Genomic DNA, 18,003 nt, shown 5'->3' with positions numbered 1-18,003 from the left:
GTGGGCACCGAGTGGACCGACAACCGCAAAAATCTGATGTTGTTCTCGGGTCGCGCGCACCCCGAACTCGCTGAACAGGTCGCCAAAGAGCTCGACGTCCACGTCACCGCGCAGACGGCCCGCGACTTCGCCAACGGCGAGATCTTCGTCCGCTTCGACGAGTCCGTGCGCGGATGCGACGCGTTCGTGCTGCAGTCCCATCCGGCGCCGTTGAACCAGTGGCTGATGGAACAGCTGCTGATGATCGACGCGCTCAAGCGCGGCAGCGCCAAGCGGATCACCGCGATCCTGCCGTTCTACCCCTACGCCCGTCAGGACAAGAAGCACCGCGGCCGCGAGCCCATCTCCGCACGCCTGGTCGCCGACCTGCTGAAGGCCGCTGGCGCGAACCGGATCGTCAGCGTCGATCTGCACACCGACCAGATCCAGGGCTTCTTCGACGGGCCCGTCGACCACATGCGGGCGCAGAAGCTGCTGACCGGCTACATCGCCGACAACTACGCCGACCACGACATGGTCGTGGTCTCCCCCGACTCGGGCCGCGTGCGCGTCGCCGAGAAGTGGGCCGACGCGCTCGGCGGCGTTCCGCTGGCCTTCATCCACAAGACCCGCGACCCGCTGGTGCCCAACCAGGTCAAGTCCAACCGCGTCGTCGGCGATGTGAGGGGCAAGACGTGCGTCCTCACCGACGACATGATCGACACCGGCGGCACGATCGCGGGTGCGGTCAATCTGCTGCGCGAGGACGGTGCCAGCGACGTCATCATCGCCGCTACGCACGGTGTGCTGTCGGACCCCGCGCCGCAGCGGCTCGCCGAATGCGGCGCACGTGAGGTCATCGTCACCAACACGCTGCCGATCGAAGAGGAGAAGCGGTTCCCGCAGTTGACCGTGCTCTCCATTGCGCCGCTGCTGGCCAACACCATTCGCGCGGTGTTCGACAACGGTTCTGTCACCAGTCTTTTCGACGGGTCCGCGTAGTGGCCGACGCGACCATCTACCACAACCCGAAATGCTCCACCTCGCGCAAGACGTTGGAGTTGTTGCGGGACAACGGCATCGAGCCGACGGTCGTGCAGTACCTCAAGACACCGCCGACGCGCGCCGAGCTCGTGAAGATGATCGAGGATGCGGGCATCGACGTGCGCACGGCGGTGCGCAAACGCGAATCTCTTTACGGTGAACTCAATCTCGCTGATGCGACTGACGACGAACTGCTCGACGCGATGGCCGAACATCCGATCCTCATCGAGCGGCCGTTTGTCGTCACCGCGAAGGGCACTCGGCTGGCCAGGCCCATCGACGCAGTACGAGAGATTCTGTGAGAGCTCGCCACGGCGTGGTGGCGGCCGCGCTTGCGGTACTGGCGGTTTCCGGGTGCGCGCCGGAAGCGCCTGATTACCAATCGATCTGGTCGACGTCCTCGACGACGACGACCACCTCGGCTGGCGACGAACCGGCGGTGCCGATCGCTGTCTACCTGGAGCAGAAGAACGTCGTCGGGGAGCCCATCCCGGCGGACAAGCTCACCGATCTGAAGGTGACGTTCCCGACACCTCCGGGCTGGAAGCCCTTCGTCAACTCGAACCTGGCGGCGGGGACACGTGTGATCGCGAAGGGCACGACGTATCCGACGGCGATGGTGATCGTGTTCAAGCTCAACGGCGACTTCGATGTCAACGAGGCCATCAAGCACGGTTACGTCGACGCCGAGATGTCAGAGAATTTCAAGCGCCTCAACGCGTCGATGGACAACTTCAAGGGTTTCCCGTCGGCGATGATCGAAGGCAGCTACGACCTCAACGGCACCCGCATGCACACGTACAACCGCATCGTCATCGCGACGGGAGCACCGCCGGCCAACCAGCGCTACCTCATCCAGTTCACCGTGACGGGCTTCGCGGACAAGGCTCTCGAGGATGCGCCCGACATCGAGGCGATCATCAGGGGCTTCAACGTCGCGGTGCCGAAGTAACGTTGTCGCGAAATGGAATTCCAGCAGCGAAAGTACGAGTAGCAGCCTGCTGGAATGCAATTTCGCGAGCGGAATCAAGGCCGCCAACCACGGGAGGTCATCGCGTTCCACGCCCGTCGGACAATGTCTTTGGGATGGTCCTCCTTGATGACGCGAAGGACGATCCATCCGAGACTCTCGATCAACGGTATGACGCGCTGGTCCTTCACGTATTGCACGCGCGATGTCTGATGCTGCTCACCGTCGTACTCGGCGACGACCATGAACTCTTCCCAACCCATATCGACGGTGCGAAGCACTTTCCCGTTGCGATCGAGAATCGGTATCTGCGTGGACGGCCGCGGGAGGTGTGCATCGATATAGAGGAGTCGCAGCCATGTCTCCCGCGGCGAAGCGGCACCCCCGTCCACGAGCTTCAGCGCCTCCTTGAGGAGCTTGACACCCCGCGCGCCGCGATACCGCTTGGCCAAGAGAAGGACCTCTTCCTCAGAGAACAGCCTCGCACGCATCAAGGCATCCATGCGAGCGATGGCCTCGCCGCGGTCCAAGAAGCGGCCTAGATCGAACGCGGTGCGCGCAGGAGTCGCGATGGGAATCCCCGACCAGGTGAACTCGTCGTCCGAGATCCGCTCATTGCGCGTCACGATGCCCGCCGGCGGCCGCGCGCTGTTGTAGAGCAGTTCGATATCGACATCAGCGTCGACCCAGTCCGCGCCGTGCAATGCCGACGCGGCCACGCCGGTGACGATCGCGGCCCGTTTTGACCACAGCCACGCTCCGATAGTTCGATCCGTGAGTGACAGGTCGTGCCACCGGGGCGCATACACATTCGGATACAACGACCGGTGCCACCGCGCGAGCTCATGTCGAGTCACCGTGCCGCGTGCGACGGCTTCGGTGCCGATAAATACCTCCCCCATGGCGAGATATTGCAGAGTCGCACCGACATCGCCCGCGAAATTGCATTCCAGCAGGCCGTCACTCGAACTTTTGCTGCTGGAATGCCATTTCGGCGAATGGTGTCCGTAGGGTAGGCCGTATGACTGAGTGGACCGCCGCCGATCTGCCGTCCTTCGCCGGCCGTACCGTCATCGTGACTGGAGCCAATAGCGGGCTGGGCCTCGTCACCGCGCGTGAGTTGGCCCGTGTCGGCGCGAAGACGATCCTGGCCGTACGCAACAAAGCCAAGGGCGACGAGGCCGCCGCAGCCATGACAGGTGACGTCGAGGTTCGCCAACTCGACCTGCAGGACCTGGCGTCGGTGCGCGCGTTCGCCGAAAGCATCGACCAAGTCGACGTGCTGGTGAACAACGCCGGCATCATGGCGGTGCCGTACGCGCTGACCGTCGACGGGTTCGAAAGCCAGATCGGCACCAACCATCTCGGCCACTTCGCCCTCACGAACCTGCTGCTGCCGAAGATCACCGACCGTGTGGTGACCGTGTCGTCGATGATGCACCTGATCGGCTGGATCAACCTGAACGATCTGAACTGGAAGGCGCGGCCGTACCTCGCATGGCCGGCCTACGGTCAGTCGAAGCTGGCCAACCTGCTGTTCACCAAGGAGTTGCAGCGCCGCCTGGACGCGGCGGGGTCACGCGTCAAGGCGCACGCCGCCCACCCCGGCTACTCGGCGACCAACCTGCAGGGGCAATCAGGCGGCAAGATCGGCGACACCCTGATGGGCTTCGGCAACAAGCTCGCCACCGACGCCGACTTCGGCGCCCGCCAGACGCTGTACGCGGCGGCGCAGGACCTGCCCGGCAACTCGTTCATCGGGCCGCGGTTCACCATGTGGGGTCCGACGGGCCCCACCCCGTTCCGCAGTCCGCTGGCACGCGACGCCGCCAAGGCAGCCGCGCTCTGGGAGCTGTCCGAGCAGCTCACGGGCACCACGTTCGCCCTCTGATTTGGGCTTGAGCAGCAGCTCCGGCTACCCTGGCTACTAATCACGGCGAGGGTGGCCGAACATCAGGTCACCGTTATCGACGCGAACCTTCTTCGAGGGATGTCGCCCTGGCCGTGCTCAGAACACGACAGGAGCAGAACCCGATGGCCAAGAACGCACCCAACAACCTCGCCGCTGCGGTCCGCACGCAAACCGGCAAGGGCGCCTCGCGGCGCGCACGTCGCGACGGCAAGGTCGTCGCCGTCCTCTACGGCCACGGCAGCGACCCGCAGCATCTCGAGCTCAACGCCCATGACTTCGCCGCAGTGCTGCGCCACGCCGGCACCAACGCGGTGCTCACCCTCGACATCGAGGGCAAGGAGCAGCTGGCGCTGACCAAGTCGCTGGACATCCACCCGATCCGCCGCACCATCACCCACGCCGACCTGCTGGTCGTGCGCCGCGGCGAGAAGGTCACGGTTGAGGTCAACGTCATCGTCGAGGGCGAGGCGATCTCCGGCAGCCTGGTCACCCAGGACGCGAACACCATCACCGTCGAGGCCGACGTGCAGTCCATCCCCGAGCACCTCACCGTGTCTGTCGAGGGCGCCGAGATCGGCACCCAGTTCACCGCGGGTTCGATCGCGCTGCCCGAGGGTGTCTCGCTGGTCTCCGATCCCGAGACGCTGGTCGTCAACGTCGTGGCCGCCCCGACCGCCGAGGATCTCGAGGCTGAGGGTGCCGGTGAAGAGGGCGAGGCCGAGGGCGAAGCACCCGAGGGCGAAGCCGCCGCCGAGGCCGCCGAAGGCGAAGAGGCACCCGCCGCGGAATCGGAGTAGCGGGACATGGCCGAACCTCAACTCGTGGTCGGCCTCGGCAATCCCGGTCCGCAATACGCCACGACGCGGCACAACCTCGGTTTCCTCGTCGCCGACATCCTGGCCGATCGCATCGGCTCGGGCTTCAAGGTGCACAAGAAGTCGGGGGCCGAGGTGGTCACCGGCCGGCTCGGCGGCCGTTCAGTGGTGCTCGCCAAACCGCGCTGCTACATGAACGAGTCTGGGCGCCAGGTCGCGCCGCTGGCGAAGTTCTATTCGGTGGCGCCCGCGGACATCATCGTCATCCACGACGAGCTCGACATCGACTTCGGGCGGATCCGGCTGAAGTCCGGCGGCGGTGTGGCCGGCCACAACGGACTGCGGTCGGTGGGATCTGCGTTGGGCACCAACGACTTCCAACGGGTACGCATCGGAATCGGTCGTCCGCCCGGGCGGATGGAGGGCGCGGCGTTCGTGCTCGGGACGTTCACCTCGGCTGAGTGGAAAGAGGTGCCGACGATCTGCGAGCAGGCCGCCGACGCCACCGAGCTATTGCTCGCACAGGGGCTGGAGCCGGCGCAGAACACGGTGCACGCCTGGGGCTAGTTGCGCGCATCGAAAGTCACCAGCACATCGAAACTGTGGAGAGATCGTACTTTTCGCGATTCTCGCGATCTCCCCGCAGTTTCGGCGGAGGGCGCAGGAAGTCAGCTGTGCGTTGAGCCCGCCAGTGTGCTGATCGGCGCCTCGGTGGTCAGTCGGTTGGCGACGAATTGCGCTGCCTGCGTGGTCAATCCGGCCTCGACGTACTGGCTGTGAGCGGGCCGGTCATCACCGCTGGAGCACACCGGGTCGGCGCCGTTGCACAAATCGATGGTCTTGTAGCCGTACTGCGGGCTCAGCGTGGTCAGCGGTCCACCGAGCAGTTTGATCGAGGGATTGCCGAACACCGCGACGGCGGCGACGTGGTCGGCGACGGTTGGCGGCATCGGGTTGACGAACGACCACGTCGGCGTTGCGGCCACCGTGATGATGTCGATCACCGCGGCGCCCTGCGAATAGCCCCCGAGCACCATTTTGGTGTCGGGGCAGTTCACGGCGGTGCTCTGCACGAACGCGCTCGCGTCGTTGGCGCCGTCCGCCGCGCGCAGGAAGTCCAGTGTGGCCGGGTAGTTGACGGCGTACACCGACAGCGTCTTGCCAGGTACCAGCGGCCGCAGTGCGTCGACGAACGCATCGCCCACCCGTCCCGCGCCGGCCGGCTCGCCGGTCCCCCGCGCGAACACGACCTGGATGTCAGGACAGTCGTTTGCCTGTGCCGCAGCGACGCCCGTCGGCCCTGCAACGACCGAAAACGCCACCACGGCAATACCGACCGCCAAGCGGCGAATGAACTTGGCGCGCAACGCCGCCACCTCGACGATCTTCATGAACTGCCAAACGTCGGGGTGCGATCAATTTATTTCAGGGCCCCTACCGGCCGGCGATTCCGCTGTCGACCACCTTGACCTGTTTGTGCGGGAATCGGCGTTCCGCATGCTCCTTGGCCACCGAGTTGGGCAGCACGTAGAGCGTCTCCTTCTTCTCCTGCAACGGCTTGAGGACGAGGTCCATGAAACCCTTGCGGTCATCGAGGTAGGGCTCGATGACGTCCTCACCTGCCGGGCACACCGCCAGGCAGTACGCCGCTTTGTAGTTGGCCTTGAACGACAGGCTCTGCCACATCGATGCATTCTCGGAATCGCTTACCCGCGAACGGAAGTCGGCCGCGTCCTCACTGTCGGCGATGGTCTGAACCCAGTCGGTGAAGCCGCCCATGAACTCGCGGTAGTTGTGCACCGAGCACGCGAGGAAGTCGAACTCGCCGTCCTTCTTGATCGCACCGACCGGGCAGGCCGCGACGCACAGCTTGCATTCCAGACACGGCGAGTAGTCCAGCGGCTGACCGTATTCGCTGATCGGTGATGCGACCAGAACCGTGCCGAGAAGAATGAAGTTGCCGAACTTCGGGTGGATGACGTTGCGATGGATCCCCATCACGCCCAATCCGGCCGCGACGGCGACGGGTTTGTGCGCCACCACCCAGATGCGCCCCGGGAATCTGTCCATCTCCATCGGGAACGACATCGACGGGTTGATGGCGCGATAGCCGGCGTCTTCCAATGCACGGGTGATCCGGTGCGCCGCTTCGTTCATGATCTCGCCGCTGCGGTGGAACTCCTGGTTGGCCACGCTGCGCGCCGTCGACCGGACGTTGTCGCGGTTCATCTTCACCACCAGCGAGATGAAACTCGCTGCACCGGGTAACGCGCCCTCGACATGTTCGCGTTCAGATGCCAGGTCTGGGTTGTCGACGCTCGCGAACGCGACATCGTCGACACCCGCATCCAGACACACCTGGCGCAGCCAGTCGGCATCGATCACCCCGGGCTTCGCCGTCTTGCGGGCTCGCACCTTGCGCACCGTCGGGTGGTCGGCCCGTCGCGCGGGGATGCTGTTGGTCATGCTAGGTATAGTACACAATACTCAGCTAGCGCGCGAAGGGTTCCTAGCTGGGCCGTGCATCAGAAACTGGAGCGCCGGCTCACAGAAATGAGTGCTCGGCGGTGAGCCCCCGCTCCGGGAACGCGCCGAGGGCGAACGTCTCGGCGTTGCCCAACCCGACGCCGCCCTCGACGGGATCCTCCACCCGCACCAACAGATCGCGGAGCTGATGGAGTTCGCGCGCCTTCTCGGGCTTGTCGCAGTCGACGACGTGATTGCCCTCGACCCTGAGTTCGCCGACCCACTGGCCGTACACCCAGTCGTTCCAGCCGTAGTAGCCGGCGGTACCGAGATGAAACCCGCCGGGTCCGGCCGCCGTGATCTTGAGCGGCCGTTTGGAGCCATCGGAGTCGACCAGCGTCACGGTGCCGTGCGTGAACCGACGGTTGTCGTCCTGGAAATACATGTCCTGTTCGACGGCCGCGAAGCGGTGCGAGCTGCCGTCGTAGTTCTGTTGCTCTGCCTGGGAACGGATCTCGAGGAATCCATCGCCGCGCTCCTCCTGGTACATGACGAACAGCGAATAGGTCGACCCGTCCTGACGCGTCATCGTCATCGGCAGCCACGTCATGAACATCTGCTTGATCTTCCGGCCCCCTCGGGGCAGTCCCGGAATCGGCTTGCCGACACCCGGCCTCAGCCCCCACGAATGGTCCCGGATCGAAATCCACTCGTCCGACTTGATTTCGGTGCGCTCACCGTCGAGCTCCACCCATCCGGAAGCCACCCCGATCTGGTGATACCGCAGCACGTTGTGCGTAACGCGGTAGCCGTCGGGGCTACGGTCCGGCCACGGATCCTCCAGTGCCGCATCGAAACTTCCGCTCAGCTTGACGTCGAACGCGATGGGCACGTGCTCCGTTGCGTCCAGACGCACCTGGACAGTACGCAGCGGGTCCACCACGCGGTAATGGATGGGCCCGACGTGGGTGCCCGCCGGGTCCGACGACAACCGACGGCCGGCCCGCACCGTCCACTGCTCGGTGCCGCGGCATACGCCGGCCGCCCCGTCGAAGACGCCGCGGTTGGTGTACTTGCCGACGCCGAGCACCACCTGTAGCGAGTTGTCCCTGGCGTGGGCGATGGTCCAGATCTTCTCGGTCCAGGATGGATCCGACTGGCTGACGGTGGCGAAGGTGTCGACGATCTGGTGGGTGAGGAGTTCATCTTCCGGCACCAGAGCGCCGTAGTTCGTCGTCAGCAATGCGGCTACCTTTCTGCGGTTCCGGAGGAACCAGAGAATCCAAAGAACTTCGTCATATCGGTACCACGGTCGTATTCACGCATCCAGGTGTCTGCCCAATCCGGTAGCGGCTGATCGGCGGGATCGTGGCGTGGGGTCTGCGACAGCGCCAGCCGCCACGCCATCTTCACCAACTGCATCGTCGGAACGGCATGGAACAGCGAGGGCGGGCCGGTCGGTCGCCGCTTGCGGCTTGGTAGCCGGTTCCTGAACTCGCGGGTGAAGAATCCACCGGACAGCAGCCCGACCGCAGAGAGGCCGCGATCCTCGAAGGGCACGACGTCGTCGATGGTCGTCGCGATCCCCTCCATGACCGAGCCGACGTGGCTGAAGGTGCCCTTGATGTGCTTGACCCGATACCAGGGATCGGGATTGATATGCCTGCACAGAATCAGCCCCGAACTGCGGTGCTCGATCTCCTCGACGAAATGCCACATCATCAGCGACGCAACGCGCCAGTCGCCCCCGGTGAACAACGAATCCCGGTTGTCCAGAAGGACTTTGAACAGGGGCGTGAACGTCGCCTCGAGATTGGCGATGTACGCAGCGTGGAACTCGACGGGCTGCTCGTCGAGGAGTCGGTCGTAGGCCGCGCAGGCGTCCTCGTAACACCGTTCGAGTTCGGGGTAGCACGCCACGAGGGCGAGCATGTGCTTGCGGTGCGCCGACGCGTGCTGCGCCTCCTGCCGCAGAAACGCGTCGGCTTCCGCGGCAACCGCGGGGTCGTCGCCGAGTTTGTCTTCGGCTTTGCGTACGACGCTGACGATGTAGCGCTCGAACGGCACGGCGATGAAGGTGAACGCATTGCAGAATAGGCCGAACTCGGGGTTCACCGGCTGCCACTTGAAGGGCACGGTCGCGTCGAACTCCCAGGCGATCTTGCGAACGACCAGGTCCGTCACCGGCCGCCACCTCCCCTGCGCGGGCTTAACATTGGCACCAACAGTGTCACTTATCGGCTATCCGACACCGAGGCCCTGGATAGCGCTAGTGTGACATTTGGACTATTGGATGTAAAGGACGCGATGGTGGCTTCCCGCCCTTCCGGCGACGCGGATCCGTCGATGAGGCGACGAATCCTCGCCGCCACCTTCGTCGTGCTCGCCAGGGACGGCAGGCGCAAGTTGCAGCTCTCGGACGTGGCGGCGGAAGCCAAGGTGTCACGTCCGACCCTGTACCGGTACTTCGGATCCAAAGAGGGGCTGCTCGAGGCATTCGCCCTCTACGAACAGGACAACTTCGACGCCGGCCTCGCCGCGGCGATCACCGGCCTCAGCGGGCCCGACCGGCTCGACGCCGCTCTGCGGTTCATCGTCGAGTTTCAGAGCACCTACTCGCTGGGCTCACTCGCCGACATCGAACCGGAGCATGTGCTGCAACAGATGCAACGGGTGCTTCCGATCATCCATGAGCGGATCGCCCGGATCATCCCAGGCGACGACAGTGAAGTCGCGGCGGCCGCCGTCGTGCGAATCGCGGTGTGCCACTACCTCATCGGCGGTGGAACACCCGAGCAGTTCCTCGCCGAGTTGCGGCACGCCGCAGGTCTCGGACGGTCCCGTCGCCGCCTACCGCGGGTGGTCAACGGCTAGCGACCGAGCCAGTCCGCGATCTTCGAGGCGATGACGGTGGGCTGTTCCAGATGCAGGAAATGCCCTACCCCGTCGACGATTTCGAAGTTCGATCCTGCGGTAGGCAGATGTGTGGCCACGTCGCTGAGCAGCTCGGCGCCGATCGCACCGTCGTTGGCGCCGTGCAGGCACAGCGTCGGCACCGGAGGAGGCTGCATCGACGCCACGGATTCGTCGGTGGCATCCAGATCGGCGAACTGAGGATTGAACGACGCACGATACGGGCCGACGACGTCGGAGATGTTCTCGGCGGTGACGTATTTGCGCAGTTCAGCAACATCGTCGGTCGGGTCGTAACCCGGCGACCAGTCGGCCCACAACGACTCCCAGAAGCCCGGCTGCACCAGTGCGGCCTCGGCGAGGCCGACCTGCTGGATGAACCAGATGTAGAACGACCGCTTGAGTTGGGGATAGGTGAAGATCCCGGTCGCCAGCGCCACGGCCGGAGGCACGGCCAGAGCGACGAAGCGACTGAACGCTTTACGGTCGGTGGCTACGACGCCGTATCCGGCGTTGGCGCCCCAGTCGTGACCGATGAGCACGGCGCGTTCGTCACCATGGTGCTCCGCCCGGACGTCCAACACGTGGCGCACATAGGTGCCGACGCTGACCGGCTTGCCCACGGGTGCGTCGTAGCCGGGCAGCCACGGCGCGACCACGCGATAGCCGCGGTCCGCCAGGTCGGGGCCGAGATGTCGCCAGGTGTGCGGGGTGTCGGGGAAACCGTGGACGAGGACCGCGAGTGGTCTGGTCGTGTCGGCGATGTCTCCGAACGTCAGCGGCTGGGTCATCGACGAAGCGTATTACATTTAACCAGCGAAACGTAAAGGGTTGTTTCTTTACATCTCGCGGGTGCTGTGTAAATCTGTTCCGCATGGCTGGCATCACGCTCGTCCAACGCGACCTCGCTGCCACCCGGGCGCAGTTGCAGCAGTGGTTCGAGCACCGCTTCGCCGGGGAAGCGAACGTGTCGGAACTGAGTACCGCCAATCGGGCGGCGGGATGGTCCAGCGAAAGCCTGGTGTTCTCCGCCGAGGTCAACGGCGAGACGAACGAGTACGTCATCCGGATTCCGCCGAGCGGCGGTGGGATTTTTCGCGAATACGATCTCGGCGCGCAGACGCTGACGCAGGAACTGCTCCACGAGTACGGCATCGCGACGCCGTCGCCGATCCTCTATGAACCCGACCGCGCGTGGATCGGCTCGAAATTCCTTGTGATGCCACGCATCATCGGACACACGCCGTCCGACACCTCGTACGCCACGCGAGGCTGGATGCACGACGCGGGCCCCGAGGTGCAGCGCCGCGCACACGACGCGTTCCTCGAAACACTCGTGAGGCTGCAACGCATTCCGGTCGACGAGGCGCCGTGGCTGGAGCGGCCCGCCGGGTTCGGGGTGTCGGCGGAGCTCGCGTGGTGGCACGAGTACGCGCGCTGGGGATCCGACAACCAGGTGCCCGACGTCCTCACCGAGGCGTTCGAGTGGCTGCGCCGACAACAGCCTGAGGAGACGGCACCGCCGACGATCTGTTGGGGTGATGCCCGCATGTCCAACGCGATCTTCGACGACGCCGGCCAACTCGTCGGAGCGCTGGACTGGGAACAGGCGTGTGTGTGCCCGGCCGAGGCCGACTTCGCCTGGTGGCTGGCGACGCGTAAGCAGATGCTGGAGGTCAACGGACTCGATCTCGACCCGGAGCTGCCCGGCTTCGACGGCCGCAGCACGGTGGTCGGCAGGTTCGAGGAGATGATCGGCAGGAAACTCGAAAACCTGGACTGGTACGAGATTTTCGCGATGGTCCGGATGGGCTGTTGCATCATGCGCACTCAGGTACTGCTGCGCAGCAACGGCCAGGGCGACCACTTCCTGACGAAGGCACCTATCCTGCCGACCTGGACGATCGACGCCATCCGCAGTTAGTCACCGCTCGGGCCACTCACGAGCAGACGCGAACACCCCCAAATCATGGCGAAATTGGGGGTGTTCGCGTCTGCTCGCGGGTTTGGCTTCTCGCGGTGCTCTAGGTGACGAGCGAGACCGAGGTGGAGCGGCGCAGCTTGCCCGACGGGGTCTTCGGGATGCTGCCCGGACCCAGCACGACGACGTTGCGCGGACGCACGTCGACCTCGGCGACCACCTCATGGGCGACCTGACGCTCGATACGGTGCACCTCGGCCGGGTCCTGCCAGGCATTGGACTCGACTGCGACGGCGAACGTCTCCCGCGAGTGGCCCGCGTCCAGGCGCACGGCGACGGCGCATCCGGGGCGGACACCCTCGACGCGGCCCGCCGCGCGCTCGATGTCGGTCGGGTAGATGTTGCGGCCGGCCATGATGATGACGTCCTTGACGCGGCCGCACACGATGATGTTGCCGTCCTCGGTGATGTAACCGAGGTCGCCGGTGTCGTACCAGCCGTGCTCGTCCTGGGTGGGGATGAAACCACCCATGGTGATGTAGCCGGGCGTCAGGCACTCCCCGCGCAGCTCGATGACACCGACGCCGCGGGGCGGCATCACATTGCCCTGCTCGTCGATGACGCGCGCCTCGAGATCCTTCAGCAGCGGGCCGAGCGAGGCCAGCCGCCGGGTGTTGCCCTTGGTGGCGGGCACGGCGCGACGCAGCGCGGCCAGCAGGTCGGCGTCGACCTCGTCGACCACCAGGCCCGCACCGCACGGCGAGAACGACACCGCCAGCGTCGTCTCGGCCATGCCGTAGGCCGGCAGGATCGCCTCGGGCCGCAGGCCGAACGGCTTACCCGCATCGAGCAGATCCTCGACGTCGGCGGGCTCGACGGGCTCGGCACCCGACAGCGCGAACCGCAGCGTCGACAGATCGAAGTCGCCGGGCTTGGCCTGGCGGCGCAGCCGCTTGGCGAACAGCGCGTACGCGAAGTTCGGCGCCGCGGTCATGGTGCCCTTGTACTTGTCGATGAGCTTGGCCCACAGCAGCGTGTCGCGCAGGAAGTCCATCGGCGTGACCTTGACCAGCTCAGCGCCGAAGTACATCGGAATGGTCAGGAAGCCGACCATACCCATGTCGTGGAAGCAGGGCAGCCAGCTGACCATGACGTCCTTGTCGACGTCGTACTCGGCGCCGATGAACATCGCCTCCGCATTGGAGTAGATGTTGCGGTGCGTGATCTGCACGGCCTTGGGGGAACCGGTGGAACCGGACGTCAGCTGCATCAGCGCGAGGTCGTCCTCGCCGACGTCGATCGGGTCGATCGGCTCCGACGCCAGCAGGTCGGCGACGGTCAGGACCTTGATGCCCTTCTCCTCGAGCACAGGGATGGCCACCAGGAACGGCTCGGAGACGATGACGGCCTTGGCCTCGATCATGCCGATGACGTTCATCGTGTCCTCGGCCCAGATCACGAGGTCGGTCCTCGGCGTGGGCTGGTGAAGCATGGTCAGGCAGGCGCCGCGCATCCACAGGGCCTGCGCGGTGGGCGCGATCTCCACGGGAAAGCCGGCCAGCACGCCGACGGAGTCCCCGAGTCCGATACCGGCCTTCGCGAGGCCACCAGCGATGCAGCGGGCCCGCTCGTGGACCTCGCCCCAGGTGTGTCGGACGGGTTCGTGCGGTTCACCGGTGACCATGCCCGTCTTGGCGTCGCGGGCGTTGCGGTACATCTTCTCGGTGAATCGGCTCACCACAACCTCCTCGGTCCCGGGACAGCAAATGCCCGATTGTCATACTCCGCCTGATCAGGGGCGCTTTCCAGGAGGCGCGCACACAATTGGGGAGCGGTTGAGTCTCGAATTGGCGATGCCTCGCGACGGGCTAGTACGAAACGCCCACCGAGGCTGTCGGTGGGCGTAACTATCGCGTCCAATCCATGACCGCTAGTTTTCACCGTCGTTCATCTTAAACAACTCTTAAGTAAGTGCCAAAATCTCGCGATAATTGAGGCCTGAGTCACACCGGACGCACACCGATGTCAGACCGATGCTCAGACCGATGCCGATGGTGCCGGCACCACCCGCGCGCCCTGCACGGGCCCGCTGGCGACGCGTACCGTCCGGCACACCCCGGCCCCCGCCATCTCCGAGGCGACGTCTACCGCCGCGGCGGCCGACTCGCAAAGGAACGCACACGTCGGCCCCGAACCCGACACGATGCCGGCGAGCGCACCGGCCTCGGTGCCCGCCCGCAGCGTGCGGCGCAGACCGGGGTCCAGCGACAGCGCCGCGGGCTGCAGATCGTTGCCGAGCAGCGGCGCCAGCTCCGCCGGATCGCCGGAAGCCAGGGCCGCCAGTACCGGCTCGGGATCGTCGAGCCGCGGAGGAGCGTCGCGGTCCGGCTCCTCACGCAACCGATCGAGTTCGGCGAACACCGCCGGGGTCGACAGCCCGCGGTCGGCGAACGCCAGCACCCAATGAAACATGTTGCGGGCCAGCACCGTTGCCAGCTCCTCGCCGCGACCTGTGCCCAGTGCGGTGCCGCCGTGCAGCGCGAACGGCACGTCACTGCCCAGCTGGGTGGCCAGCGCGTGCAGGTCGCGACGCGGCACGCCGAGCTCCCAGAGCGTGTTCATCGCGACGAGCACCCCGGCCGCGTCGGCGCTGCCGCCCGCCATTCCGCCCGCGACGGGAATCGACTTCTCGACGGAGATCGCGACATCGGGCGCCCGGCCGACGTGGTCCGCCAGCAACTCGGCGGCGCGCCACGCGAGGTTGCTCGAATCGGCCGGAAGGGTCTCAGCGCCTTCGCCCGTCAACTCGAGCGACAGCACGTCCGCGTTGCGGACGGTGACCTCGTCGAGCAGCGAAACCGCGTGAAAGACGGTGGTCAGCTCGTGATATCCGTCATCGCGGGTATCCCCGACCTCGAGGTAGAGATTGACTTTGCCCGGCACCCGCACGGTGACCGATCCGGTCGGTACCCACTCGGAGGCGGTGCTGCCATTGGACACCAGACGACACTATCGGAGTCGGTCGCCCGCCATCAGCCGTCTGAGCAGGTCAATGTCGCTGATGAAGCCCCTAGTCTGGGGTCGTGCTCTCGCCGGGCGAGCAGTTCGAAGGTCACGTCGTCGACGAAGTCGTCGGCCGCGGCGGATACGCGACTGTCTATCGGGCGCGCGACGCGACGGGCCGGGAAGTGGCTCTGAAGGTGCTCGACGGCCATCTCAGCGATCTCGCGCACATCGCCCGGCTGAAACGCGAGTTCGAATTCGCCCACCGCCTGCACCATCCGCACATCGTGACCGTGTTCGACCGCGGACCCGGGTGGCTGTCAATGGAAGTGGTCTCCGGCGGCGGCGTCACCGAGGTGGACACCGTGGCCGGACGGGTCAGCGCACTGGAGCAGATCGCCGATGCGCTGGACTATGCACACAACCGGGCGATTGTGCACTGCGATGTGAAGCCCGCGAATATTCTTGTTCGCCAAGATCTTTCGAGCGCTGTTCTGATCGACTTCGGTGTCGCGCACACCGTCGCCGACGATATCGGCTACCGCTCGGCGCAGATCGAGGCGTCGTTACCTTATGCCGCACCGGAACTGATCACCGGCCACGCGCCGACCGAAGCCGCCGACGAGTACGCGCTGGCATGCACCGTCGTCGAGTTGGTCACCGGATCCCCGCCCTTCACGGCGCCGACCGCGCTCGGCCTCATCGAAGCGCACCTGCACCTACCGCCGCCGCGTTGGTCACGCGAAATCGATTGGCTGCCACGCATTTTCGATTCGATCACGGCCAAAGCACTGGCAAAGGCACCAGGCGACCGCTATGGATCGTGTCGTGAGTTCGTCTCACTGATAGCTCGGGCGCTGCGCTGACTCACCGCGCCAGGTCACACCGGGACGGTGCCCTCACGTTGCCGACGATGGTGCACAACGGCCTTGGGCTCGGGGTTTTCGTCCTCTTCGCTTTCCCTGGTCCGCTGCAGCAGCCTGACGAAATCGGCGACCGACAGCGTCTCACCCCGGCGCGACGGGTCGATGCTCGCGGCGAGCAGGCGACTGGCCGACTCGTTGCCCGAGCCCGCCCATTCGGCGAAGGCGTTGCGCGAGGTCTTGCGCCGTTGCGCGAAAGCGATGTCGATCAGCTTGAAGACCTGTTCACGGAACTCCGTGTCCGAGGGCCACGGCGGCGTCTCATACCGGTCGATACGCACCAGCCCCGAGTAAACCCGCGGAATAGGCCAGAAGACCGTCGGCGAGACCATGCCGTAGCGCCGAACGTTGCCGAAGTAGCGAACTTTCACGCTGGGCACGCCGTAGTCCTTGCCGCCTGGCTCGGCGGCCAGACGCTCGGCGACCTCGGCCTGCACCATCACCATCACGGTGCGGATCGAGGGGAACTCGGCGAGCAGATGCAGCAAAGCAGGCACCGCCACGTTGTAGGGCAGGTTGGCGACCAGAGCCGTCGGCTCCTCCGGGAGTTCGCTGCGGCTCAGATGAAGGATGTCCCGATTGAGAACAGTCAATCGATTGATTTCGCTGTGAGAATGTTCAGCGACGGTGATGGGTAGCTGTCGCGCGAGGACGGGATCGATCTCCACAGCGGTTACCCGCGCCCCCCGGTCGAGCAGGGCCAGTGTCAGCGAGCCCAAGCCCGGCCCGACCTCCAGAACATGGTCATGCCGGTTGACACTGGACGCCGAAACGATCCGACGAACTGTGTTGGCGTCGTGAACGAAGTTCTGGCCGAATGATTTACGTGGCCGGAAGTCGATCTCTCTTGCCAGGTGTCGTATCTCGGTCCGCCCGAGTAATCGAATGGTCAGCGCGCCCCAATCCTCCCGCTGCACGTCGGCCACGCGCCCCACCCCTGGCGTGCCCGAGTGACCTCAGCAATCGCGATCTGCTCTTCTCTCGTTGCCAAATCGGCCCTGTCAGCATACCTCAGACCACCGTTGCGCTCCCAGGTGTTTTGGTCAAACTGAACACCGCCGTAATATCCGTTGCCGGTGTTGATGGCCCAATTACCTCCGGCTTCGCACCGCGCGAGCGCGTCCCAGGTAACTCCGTTGGCGACCGGGGGAACTTCGGTACCGGGCTTGGCCCCGACGCGGAGCACACCGTCCCGAGCCGGTACAACAACGACATTGGCTACTGGCATTCTCCCGGTTTCGACGCCGTTGATCTTTGCGATAGCAAACGTCACGTCCTGCGTTCCCGGGGTGCCGGGGTCCTCGACGACCTGACGGCTCATGTTCATTGTCGGATCTTCGATGCGGTGGTTGGCCGGCGCGAGAGGCACACGCTCAGTGACCTTCTCGATGCGCACGCGCTTCACCTGGATCTGCATTCCGTCGACGATCGGCGAGGAGGCAGCGGGCACCACTTCGTCGCTCTGCTCCAGCGGTACGCCGGCGGCCTCGAGGAGGGCGGCGACGTTGGGCGCGGCGAGATGCAAGGTGCGCTCGACTCCGGCGTCGGCAAGGTGGACGGTCTTTGCGCTGACGACGGGAAGCGACATGCCCGACAGCGGCACTCGGCTGCCGCGTGACGCCGATGCAGGCGCCTTGTCGGTCATCTCCAGCTGGCGCAGCGCCTCGTCGACGGTCGACGCCGTCGTCCACACCTCACGGCTGTCTCGGCCGTCGGTGGAGATCTGTATGGGCCTGCTGCGACGAAGGACGATGGTGTCGGCGTCGTTGACCGGTTCGTTGGCGGCCGGGAAGAGGTCGTCGCGTTCGCCGACGTCGAATCCGTTCTCCCGGACGACGTCGATGACCCGCGTCTTCATGGTGGGAACGGTGACCGTCGTGCCGTCTACCGCCAGGGTCACGGTCTTGTGCGCAGCTACCGCGAAGCCACCGGCGAAGGTCAGCGCAAGCAACGTCAGTCCGACCAAGAGCCGCAGCAGCGGCGACCGCTCTTCGTGAATTTTATTCAGGATATTCAAAACGTCGTAATCCCCGACTATCGGTTGAAGCTAGCCCGCT

At 65.4% G+C, this 18,003-nt stretch carries 19 protein-coding genes; 9 read left to right on the top strand and 10 right to left on the bottom strand.

All coding sequences use genetic code 11. From position 1 onward, the window contains the following. From H7J93_RS16260 to H7J93_RS16250, 3 genes are read left to right on the top strand one after another with little or no spacing between them, the layout of a single operon-like run. Complete coding sequence (locus H7J93_RS16260; protein ID WP_267307328.1) at window positions 1-981, top strand: ribose-phosphate diphosphokinase; 981 nt, start codon at window positions 1-3, stop codon at window positions 979-981. After that, window positions 981-1,325: an arsenate reductase (glutaredoxin) gene (arsC, locus tag H7J93_RS16255; protein WP_267307327.1), complete on the top strand. Its 345-nt coding sequence runs from the start codon at window positions 981-983 to the stop codon at window positions 1,323-1,325. The genes H7J93_RS16260 and arsC overlap by 1 nt, the downstream gene beginning before the upstream one ends. Further along, window positions 1,322-1,975, top strand: coding sequence for an LpqN/LpqT family lipoprotein (locus H7J93_RS16250; RefSeq protein WP_267307326.1), 654 nt, complete (start codon window positions 1,322-1,324; stop codon window positions 1,973-1,975). Before arsC ends, H7J93_RS16250 begins: the two co-directional genes overlap by 4 nt. Before the next feature lie 74 nt (window positions 1,976-2,049). On the opposite strand, the gene H7J93_RS16245 is transcribed toward H7J93_RS16250, so the two are convergent. Then, complete coding sequence (locus H7J93_RS16245; protein ID WP_267307325.1) at window positions 2,050-2,895, bottom strand: type IV toxin-antitoxin system AbiEi family antitoxin; 846 nt, start codon at window positions 2,893-2,895, stop codon at window positions 2,050-2,052. A gap of 119 nt (window positions 2,896-3,014) precedes the next feature. On the opposite strand from H7J93_RS16245, the gene H7J93_RS16240 reads away from it, so the two are divergent. The 3 genes from H7J93_RS16240 to pth all read left to right on the top strand — a co-directional run bounded on the left by H7J93_RS16240 (window position 3,015) and on the right by pth (window position 5,287). Next, on the top strand, window positions 3,015-3,884 hold the full coding sequence (locus H7J93_RS16240; protein ID WP_267307324.1) for an oxidoreductase: 870 nt from the start codon (window positions 3,015-3,017) through the stop codon (window positions 3,882-3,884). A gap of 143 nt (window positions 3,885-4,027) precedes the next feature. Beyond that, window positions 4,028-4,702 (top strand): 50S ribosomal protein L25/general stress protein Ctc, encoded by a 675-nt coding sequence (locus H7J93_RS16235; protein ID WP_267307323.1) that lies wholly within the window; start codon window positions 4,028-4,030, stop codon window positions 4,700-4,702. A 6-nt stretch (window positions 4,703-4,708) separates the two neighbouring features. Beyond that, entirely contained in the window at window positions 4,709-5,287 is a 579-nt protein-coding gene (gene pth / locus H7J93_RS16230) for an aminoacyl-tRNA hydrolase (protein WP_267307322.1), read from the top strand. Window positions 5,288-5,388: 101 nt separating this feature from the next. Here pth and H7J93_RS16225 read toward each other — a convergent pair whose 3' ends face one another. From H7J93_RS16225 to H7J93_RS16210, 4 genes are all read right to left on the bottom strand, one after another. Next, window positions 5,389-6,111: a cutinase family protein gene (locus H7J93_RS16225; protein ID WP_267307321.1), complete on the bottom strand. Its 723-nt coding sequence runs from the start codon at window positions 6,109-6,111 to the stop codon at window positions 5,389-5,391. A gap of 43 nt (window positions 6,112-6,154) precedes the next feature. Then, entirely contained in the window at window positions 6,155-7,186 is a 1,032-nt protein-coding gene (locus H7J93_RS16220) for an epoxyqueuosine reductase (protein WP_267307320.1), read from the bottom strand. 79 nt (window positions 7,187-7,265) lie between these two features. Continuing rightward, window positions 7,266-8,429, bottom strand: a complete 1,164-nt coding sequence (locus H7J93_RS16215; protein ID WP_267307319.1) for an Rv3169 family protein — start codon at window positions 8,427-8,429, stop codon at window positions 7,266-7,268. Between the two features lie 5 nt (window positions 8,430-8,434). After that, window positions 8,435-9,370 (bottom strand): metal-dependent hydrolase, encoded by a 936-nt coding sequence (locus H7J93_RS16210; protein WP_267307318.1) that lies wholly within the window; start codon window positions 9,368-9,370, stop codon window positions 8,435-8,437. 162 nt (window positions 9,371-9,532) lie between these two features. Between H7J93_RS16210 and H7J93_RS16205 the strand changes: the two genes are divergently transcribed. Further along, window positions 9,533-10,060: a TetR/AcrR family transcriptional regulator gene (locus H7J93_RS16205; RefSeq protein ID WP_267307368.1), complete on the top strand. Its 528-nt coding sequence runs from the start codon at window positions 9,533-9,535 to the stop codon at window positions 10,058-10,060. On the opposite strand, the gene H7J93_RS16200 is transcribed toward H7J93_RS16205, so the two are convergent. Then, window positions 10,057-10,890, bottom strand: coding sequence for an alpha/beta fold hydrolase (locus H7J93_RS16200; protein WP_267307317.1), 834 nt, complete (start codon window positions 10,888-10,890; stop codon window positions 10,057-10,059). The genes H7J93_RS16205 and H7J93_RS16200 overlap by 4 nt on opposite strands. 83 nt (window positions 10,891-10,973) lie before the next feature. On the opposite strand from H7J93_RS16200, the gene H7J93_RS16195 reads away from it, so the two are divergent. Then, window positions 10,974-12,023, top strand: coding sequence for a phosphotransferase family protein (locus H7J93_RS16195; RefSeq protein ID WP_267307316.1), 1,050 nt, complete (start codon window positions 10,974-10,976; stop codon window positions 12,021-12,023). Between the two features lie 100 nt (window positions 12,024-12,123). On the opposite strand, the gene H7J93_RS16190 is transcribed toward H7J93_RS16195, so the two are convergent. Then, window positions 12,124-13,758 carry a fatty acyl-AMP ligase gene (locus H7J93_RS16190; RefSeq protein ID WP_267307315.1) on the bottom strand — a complete coding sequence of 545 codons (1,635 nt, stop codon included), beginning with the start codon at window positions 13,756-13,758 and terminating at the stop codon, window positions 12,124-12,126. Between the two features lie 299 nt (window positions 13,759-14,057). After that, window positions 14,058-15,020: a 4-(cytidine 5'-diphospho)-2-C-methyl-D-erythritol kinase gene (locus H7J93_RS16185; protein ID WP_267307314.1), complete on the bottom strand. Its 963-nt coding sequence runs from the start codon at window positions 15,018-15,020 to the stop codon at window positions 14,058-14,060. Window positions 15,021-15,103: 83 nt separating this feature from the next. Between H7J93_RS16185 and H7J93_RS16180 the strand changes: the two genes are divergently transcribed. Then, window positions 15,104-15,889, top strand: coding sequence for a serine/threonine-protein kinase (locus tag H7J93_RS16180; protein WP_267307313.1), 786 nt, complete (start codon window positions 15,104-15,106; stop codon window positions 15,887-15,889). Between the two features lie 14 nt (window positions 15,890-15,903). Here the strand turns inward: H7J93_RS16180 and rsmA are convergent, their stop codons facing one another. Both rsmA and H7J93_RS16170 read right to left on the bottom strand, forming a co-directional pair. Beyond that, window positions 15,904-16,839, bottom strand: coding sequence for a 16S rRNA (adenine(1518)-N(6)/adenine(1519)-N(6))-dimethyltransferase RsmA (gene rsmA, locus H7J93_RS16175; protein ID WP_267307367.1), 936 nt, complete (start codon window positions 16,837-16,839; stop codon window positions 15,904-15,906). Next, window positions 16,836-17,963, bottom strand: coding sequence for a resuscitation-promoting factor (locus tag H7J93_RS16170; RefSeq protein WP_267307312.1), 1,128 nt, complete (start codon window positions 17,961-17,963; stop codon window positions 16,836-16,838). The genes rsmA and H7J93_RS16170 overlap by 4 nt, the downstream gene beginning before the upstream one ends. Window positions 17,964-18,003: the final 40 nt, after the last annotated feature.

Source organism: Mycobacterium barrassiae (assembly GCF_025822765.1).
Lineage (GTDB): Bacteria > Actinomycetota > Actinomycetes > Mycobacteriales > Mycobacteriaceae > Mycobacterium > Mycobacterium barrassiae.
Note: the sequence above shows the minus strand (reverse complement) of the source record. Positions and strands in the feature narration are given on the sequence as shown.

Excerpts from the sequence above, each read along its gene's own strand:
- H7J93_RS16235 (WP_267307323.1), top strand. The coding sequence starts at position 4,028 with ATGGCCAAGAACGCACCCAACAACCTCGCCGCTGCGGTCCGCACGCAA.
- H7J93_RS16200 (WP_267307317.1), bottom strand. The coding sequence starts at position 10,890 with ATGACCCAGCCGCTGACGTTCGGAGACATCGCCGACACGACCAGACCA.
- H7J93_RS16220 (WP_267307320.1), bottom strand. The coding sequence starts at position 7,186 with ATGACCAACAGCATCCCCGCGCGACGGGCCGACCACCCGACGGTGCGC.
- H7J93_RS16245 (WP_267307325.1), bottom strand. The coding sequence starts at position 2,895 with ATGGGGGAGGTATTTATCGGCACCGAAGCCGTCGCACGCGGCACGGTG.
- H7J93_RS16205 (WP_267307368.1), top strand. The coding sequence starts at position 9,533 with ATGAGGCGACGAATCCTCGCCGCCACCTTCGTCGTGCTCGCCAGGGAC.
- pth (WP_267307322.1), top strand. The coding sequence starts at position 4,709 with ATGGCCGAACCTCAACTCGTGGTCGGCCTCGGCAATCCCGGTCCGCAA.
- H7J93_RS16225 (WP_267307321.1), bottom strand. The coding sequence starts at position 6,111 with ATGAAGATCGTCGAGGTGGCGGCGTTGCGCGCCAAGTTCATTCGCCGC.
- H7J93_RS16240 (WP_267307324.1), top strand. The coding sequence starts at position 3,015 with ATGACTGAGTGGACCGCCGCCGATCTGCCGTCCTTCGCCGGCCGTACC.
- H7J93_RS16195 (WP_267307316.1), top strand. The coding sequence starts at position 10,974 with ATGGCTGGCATCACGCTCGTCCAACGCGACCTCGCTGCCACCCGGGCG.